7 protein-coding genes are annotated in these 6,126 nt (G+C 32.3%); 4 read left to right on the top strand and 3 right to left on the bottom strand.

Annotated elements, in window-relative coordinates; genetic code table 11:
* Positions 1 to 108 precede the first annotated feature (108 nt).
* The 4 genes from JMO20_RS10670 to JMO20_RS10655 all read left to right on the top strand — a co-directional run bounded on the left by JMO20_RS10670 (position 109) and on the right by JMO20_RS10655 (position 4,302).
* Positions 109 to 1,713, top strand: a complete 1,605-nt coding sequence (locus JMO20_RS10670; RefSeq protein ID WP_202709655.1) for a gamma-glutamyltransferase family protein — start codon at positions 109 to 111, stop codon at positions 1,711 to 1,713.
* Positions 1,714 to 1,889: 176 nt separating this feature from the next.
* On the top strand, positions 1,890 to 2,495 hold the full coding sequence (locus JMO20_RS10665) for an FMN-dependent NADH-azoreductase (protein ID WP_202709654.1): 606 nt from the start codon (positions 1,890 to 1,892) through the stop codon (positions 2,493 to 2,495).
* 251 nt (positions 2,496 to 2,746) lie between these two features.
* Positions 2,747 to 3,367 carry a nitroreductase family protein gene (locus JMO20_RS10660; protein WP_202709653.1) on the top strand — a complete coding sequence of 207 codons (621 nt, stop codon included), beginning with the start codon at positions 2,747 to 2,749 and terminating at the stop codon, positions 3,365 to 3,367.
* 341 nt (positions 3,368 to 3,708) lie between these two features.
* On the top strand, positions 3,709 to 4,302 hold the full coding sequence (locus tag JMO20_RS10655; protein ID WP_243414715.1) for a cyclophilin-like fold protein: 594 nt from the start codon (positions 3,709 to 3,711) through the stop codon (positions 4,300 to 4,302).
* A 190-nt stretch (positions 4,303 to 4,492) separates the two neighbouring features.
* Here JMO20_RS10655 and JMO20_RS10650 read toward each other — a convergent pair whose 3' ends face one another.
* From JMO20_RS10650 to yedE, 3 genes are read right to left on the bottom strand one after another with little or no spacing between them, the layout of a single operon-like run.
* The gene (locus tag JMO20_RS10650) at positions 4,493 to 4,744 is read right to left on the bottom strand and encodes a putative Se/S carrier protein (RefSeq protein WP_202709652.1); all 252 of its coding nucleotides are present in this window, start codon (positions 4,742 to 4,744) and stop codon (positions 4,493 to 4,495) included.
* Entirely contained in the window at positions 4,741 to 4,953 is a 213-nt protein-coding gene (locus JMO20_RS10645; protein WP_202709651.1) for a sulfurtransferase TusA family protein, read from the bottom strand. The genes JMO20_RS10650 and JMO20_RS10645 overlap by 4 nt, the downstream gene beginning before the upstream one ends.
* A complete protein-coding gene (gene yedE, locus JMO20_RS10640) occupies positions 4,943 to 6,028 on the bottom strand; it encodes a YedE family putative selenium transporter (RefSeq protein ID WP_202709650.1) in 1,086 nt (361 codons plus the stop codon). Before yedE ends, JMO20_RS10645 begins: the two co-directional genes overlap by 11 nt.
* Between the last annotated feature and the right edge of the window lie 98 nt (positions 6,029 to 6,126).

The raw sequence follows: 6,126 nt of genomic DNA, 5'->3' as shown, positions 1-6,126 counted from the left end.
TTCAGGTGGAGTAGAGTCTCCATCTGAAGCCCCGATGTTCTGCTTTAGCAGAACGAGTTCACTGGGTGATTATAAGTATAAGAATGACTAAGAGGAGGAATTTAATACATGAAATTTGATTCACTACATTATAACTATACATCGAGAAGAAATGTCGTTTACGGTAAAAAAGGTATGGTTGCAACATCACAGCCCCTTGCAGCTCAAATAGGGCTAGATGTGTTAAAAAAAGGAGGGAATGCAATTGATGCTGCAATAGCAACTGCGGCGTGTTTAACAGTTGTTGAACCTACTTCTAATGGCATTGGGGGAGATGCATTTGCCTTAGTTTGGACTGAAGGTAAATTGCATGGACTAAACTCAAGTGGATTCGCACCTAAAAGTATTTCTATAGAGAAATTAATAGAGAATGGCTATTCTGAAATACCGAGGTATGGATTAATCCCTGTAACAGTTCCTGGTGCTCCTGCTGCGTGGGTTGAATTATCAAAACGATTTGGTAAACTTCCATTTAAGGAATTACTAGAACCTGCAATATTATATGCAAAGGAAGGATATCCGATATCTCCTAATGTAAAAAAACAATGGAATAAGGCTTTTGAACTGTATAGTTCATTTGATGGAGATGAATTCAAAGGATGGTTTGAGACATTTGCACCACATGGAAGGCCACCAGAAGTCGGCGAAGTGTGGAAATCTAGTGGACATGCTGAAACTTTAAAATCAATTGCGGATACTAAAGGAAAATCTTTTTATAGTGGTAATTTAGCAGATAAAATAGATAAATTTTTTAGAAAACATGGAGGATATCTAAGAAAAGAAGATCTTGAAGCTTATAAAGCTGAATGGGTGGAACCAATCAAAGTTAATTATAAAGGATATGATGTATGGGAAATTCCACCAAATGGTCAAGGAATAGTAGCTTTAATGGCTTTAAATATCTTAAAAGGTTATGATTTTAAATCTAAAGAATCAGTTGATACTTATCATAAACAAATCGAAGCTATGAAACTTGCATTTATAGATGGTCAAGAATATGTCGCTGATATTAAAAATATGTCAGTAAGGGTTAGGGACTTGCTTTCAGAGGATTATGGAAATCGAAGAAGAAAATTAATTAAAGAAAGTGCTTTAATGCCTAAACCAGGGCAACCTAGTAGCGGTGGTACAGTCTATTTAGCTGCAGCAGATGGTGAAGGTAATATGATATCTTATATTCAAAGTAACTATACAGGATTTGGGTCAGGAGTAGTTGTTCCAGGTACTGGTATAAGCTTGCAAAACAGAGGACATAACTTTTCATTTGATCCAAATCATGATAATTGTTTAGCTCCTGGGAAAAGACCTTATCATACTATCATTCCAGGTTTCTTAACTAAAGATAACAAGCCTATAGGCCCCTTTGGTGTCATGGGTGGCTTTATGCAGCCACAAGGTCATGTTCAAGTCATTATGAATACAATAGATTTTAATATGAATCCTCAAGATGCATTAGACGCCCCTAGATGGCAATGGGTTGAGGGTAAGTTAATAAAGGTTGAACAAGCGTTTGCTAATAATATTGCTAGGAGGTTAATGGAAAGGGGACATAATATACAGCCTCAAGTTGACAGCATGAGTTTTGGAAGAGGTCAGATTATTTGGAGAATGGATAATGGTGTACTATGTGGGGGCACAGAACCAAGAACGGATGGGTCTGTTGTAGCTTGGTAGTAAATCTCTCCTTCTAGATTTCTTCTTTAGTATCATTTTAGGTACTATAATACAAAAAAGTGCCTACTTACTAAAAAGATATTTATCAATTATAATTAAATTATAGCAAGATGTAAAGAATAATAACATATTAAAATTAATTAGACTAAAGTAACGAAGACATAAGGAGGATAAAAATGAGTAAAGTACTTTATATTAAAGCGAATGCAAAACCGGAGGGTGAGTCAAGAACATTTAAAGTTTCTGATAGATTCATTGAAACATATAAAGAGAGCCATCCAGAAGATGAAATTATAACTCTTGATTTATATGAAGAAGATATTAGATTACTAACTATAGAAGATATAAACTCAGTGTTCGGACCCAAAACTGAAGAAAGCAGAAATCATCCTATACTAAAATATGCATATCAGTTTGCAGAAGTAGATAAATATGTAATTGCAGAACCAATGTGGAATCTAAGTATTCCAGCTATATTAAAAGCATATATTGATTATATTTCCGTAACTGGTATTACATTTAAGTATACTGCTGAAGGATCAGTAGGATTATGTACAAATAAAAAGGCAATTAATATTTCAGCAAGAGGTGGAGAATATAGTAAAGGTCCAATGGCTTCCTTTGAAATGGGAGATAAATATTTAAGAGCTATATTTGGCTTCTTAGGAATTACCGATTTTACAACTGTATCTATAGATGCTCTAGATGTCATAGGTAATGATACTGATGGTATAGTAGATAATGCAATTAAAGAAGCTCAGGAAATTGCAAAAACTTTTTAATTAAAATAGTAATATGTAATTAAAGGGTAATGTAATATTGCAAAGTTGACACTATAAATTGAGAGTATTCTATAAACATAATGATTATTTTAATGGGATTATGTAAGGTTGTCTGATAAAGGCAACCTTTTTTTATTACATACTGATTACCATTAGGTTTATTTAAACTTTACATATCTAATTCATAGTTAAACAAGAGATTTTTAATTGATCAATAGAAGAAATAAATATTTTGAGAAGGAGAATGATAAATGACCGATTTTTTAAAAATTGTAAGAGATAGAAGATCTGCAAATAAATTTATTGAAAATATTAATATACCTAGGAAAGATTTTCATGAGATATTTGAAGAGCTAACCCTTGCACCATCTGCTTTTAATTTACAGCATGCTAGATACTATGTTATAGAGGATAAAGAATTGACTGATAAGGTATATGAGGCATCTTTTAAGCAGTACAAGATCAAAACTGCCTCTGCAACTATAGTTATTACAGGAGATAAAAAAGCTCATTTAAATGCAAGTGAAATCTATGAGGGTTCAAAGATGCTAGGAATACTTGATAAAACAGAGTATAATATGATGCTTGATATTATTAATAACCTTTATGAAGGTTGGGGAGAAAGTTTTCAACATGATGAAGCTATAAGGAATGCCTCACTATCAGCAATGCTATTTATGCTACTTGCTAAAAATAAAGGCTGGGATACATGCCCTATGATATATTTTGAAAAAGATAAGATAAGAGAATTATTAAATATATCAGATAATGAAGTTCCAGTTCTTATGGTTACTATGGGTAAAATGGATAAAAGTAGCAGCAAAATAAGGGGAGCTAGAAAGACTACTTCTGAGTTCGTAAAATTTTATTAATGATAATCCAGAATTCACTTTATATTTCTTTATCTATCTTTATCAAATAATAAAATGAAAAAAGTATTAAAATAAGTCCTCTTTACCTTTTACTAGATAATAAAAGTGTAAAGAGGCTTTTTTTTATAATAATTCCTTGACTTAGACCTTACTCGAAGTATTATTATTTATGTAACATAAAAATTAGGAAATAAATGTAAGATTATAGCTTGATAGGATTATACTATTGGAGACTTTATTTAGATGTGGATATAGCACAAGATTATGTAGGAGTGTGAATAGATGGTCTTAGCATAGAGTATTATAACTATGAAACTTAATCGGACTGGAGGTGAGAATTAATGAAAAAACCATTAATTTTTATTTTTATGATTTCATTAGTTTCTTTAATATCGGCTTGTGGGACAGAGCAAGAAAACATTAAAGATGTCTGTGAAAAGCCAGAGAATGATGAGACTTTAATTGAGAATAGTGTAAATCCAGAAGGTGGTGATGTTATGGCAGATAATTCAATTGAAAAAATTGATAAACCAAATCGAATTATTACAACTGACGGTGAACAAATAGAAGATAATGACGAAATTAGTATAAGAATGAGTTTCAATAATGAAGAAATAATTGTAAAAATATATGACAACCCAACTAGCAGGGATTTCTTAAAACTATTACCTTTAACATTGCAATTTGAAGATTATGCTGCAACAGAAAAGATAAGTTACCTCCCGAGAAACTTATCAACTGATGATGCACCAAGAGGATTTGATCCATCAAAAGGGGATTTGACACTGTATGCCCCATGGGCAAATCTGGCAATCTTTTATAAAGATCATAGCTATGCCAATGGTTTAATTTCTCTCGGTAGGATAGAGTCAGGAATTGAAAAACTGGAAGAAATCAGTGAAGATTTTACCGTTGTGATTGAAAAGGTAGAATAAAGAAATTAATAGATGAATGTATAATTTACTACAATAACAATAGATATTAGATGTTAATGGGGATTAAAAAAGATGACTCCTATTAAGTACAGAAATCATCTTTTTAATTCCACATAGTCTTTTTTAAATTGTCCTTGACTAAGGGTATATTTTATGGAGTCAGTGGATTTATTATTAGTATAAGCGAAAATTAATCCTCATTTGTCTTATATAATAATTTATAGTTACTTTCTTCAATTCCAAAAAGCTGTTCAATATCTTCACTTATCATAGTCTTAATATCAATAGTATCACATTTAAATTTAGCAGCTATGCCACAATTTGAGCTTAATTTTCTTGGTACTGGCATTAAATCAACTGAAAAACCTTGACTTTTAAGATATCTATTATATTTAATGGCTCCAGAATGGGTAAAAAATGTAGCTAAGTATTCTTTAGTCATTTTTTTAGAGTAAGGACAAAGTCCTCATCCTTTTCAGCTATTTCTATATTGTAGCCTAAATTATTTCCAAATCTTTTGATATTATCGCGAGCAGTAGTATTATCTACTAGAACTTCAATTCCTTCTGGATTTAACTCTATAGCTTTTTTTGTCATAAGAACAGGTTCTGGACAAGATCTTCCCCTAGCATCTATCAAATTAAGCTTCAAGTTTTACATCTCCTTTCATTTTCACACCTATTTTTTCAATATTGAAATATGAGATTCCTAACAGAATAAGGAAACCGATAATAACTGCTATCTGTCCATTTGGAGTAGAACCTTTAGGTGAAGCTGCAAGATTAAAATTATGGGAGAAAGCAGCACCAAAAACCATACCCATTACAGCCATTACAGAGTCGATATTACCCTCACCTGAAAGTATAAGTTGGCGAAGTGGACATCCACCAAGCAGAACTGAACCCCATCCTGCTAATAGCATACCTAAAAAGTTCCAAATTCCATCCATATGTGCCACAGGTTGATTAGCAAAACCTAGAGTAAAGGATTTTGTTATTAATAAGTTGCCTATTAAGGCTACTACCAATATTGATATAAATCCAGATATTAAGTAGTAGTCTTTAAATAAAATAGCATCCCTTATTCCACCTACCATACAAAGTCTTGTTTTTTGTGCTAAACCACCAACTATAAGTCCAGCTGCTAGTGCTAGTAGCCAAGGTGCATGCATCGAACCGGGACCACTTTCACTAAAAAATATGAATGCTGGAGCAATAATAAGTAATAGAAGTAGTCCTAAATTTAATCCAGGAAATATGAAACCTTCAAAGTTTAAGAGTTTATAGTTCCTTTTAAGGCTAAATCCTTTATTAAGGAAAAATATGCCTACCCCTATACCTGCAATAAAGCCAATGAGACCTACAATAGCGTTTAAGTCACCACCAGCTATTCTAAGTACCATCCTCAATGGACATCCAAGGAACATAAGAGCACCAACCATAACTATAAATCCTAGTAAGAACCTAATAAAAGGTGAAGAACCTCCTCTTGCTCTAAACTCTTTAGAAGCAAATGACATTAAGAAAGCACCAAGAACTAGACCTATAATTTCAGGTCTTATGTATTGGACTACAGGTGCTCTGTGCAGGCCAAGAGCTCCAGTGATATCTCTTAGAAAACACGCAATACAGAAACCCATATTTGCAGGATTACCATATTTCACAAGTATGACAGAGAAAATTCCAACTATGGCGCCAGTAAAAATAATTGCTTTTTTATTTTTCACAACAACCCCCCCTAAATAATTAATCATAATTTATACATTGTCATTATATTATCAATAAATATAAGAGTAAAATTAAAAATACCAATAATGGAAAAAAA

This window comes from Sporosalibacterium faouarense, from assembly GCF_016765695.1.
In the GTDB taxonomy this organism is placed as follows: domain Bacteria; phylum Bacillota; class Clostridia; order Tissierellales; family VENL01; genus Sporosalibacterium; species Sporosalibacterium faouarense.
This window is presented reverse-complemented; position numbering and strand designations above follow the sequence as displayed.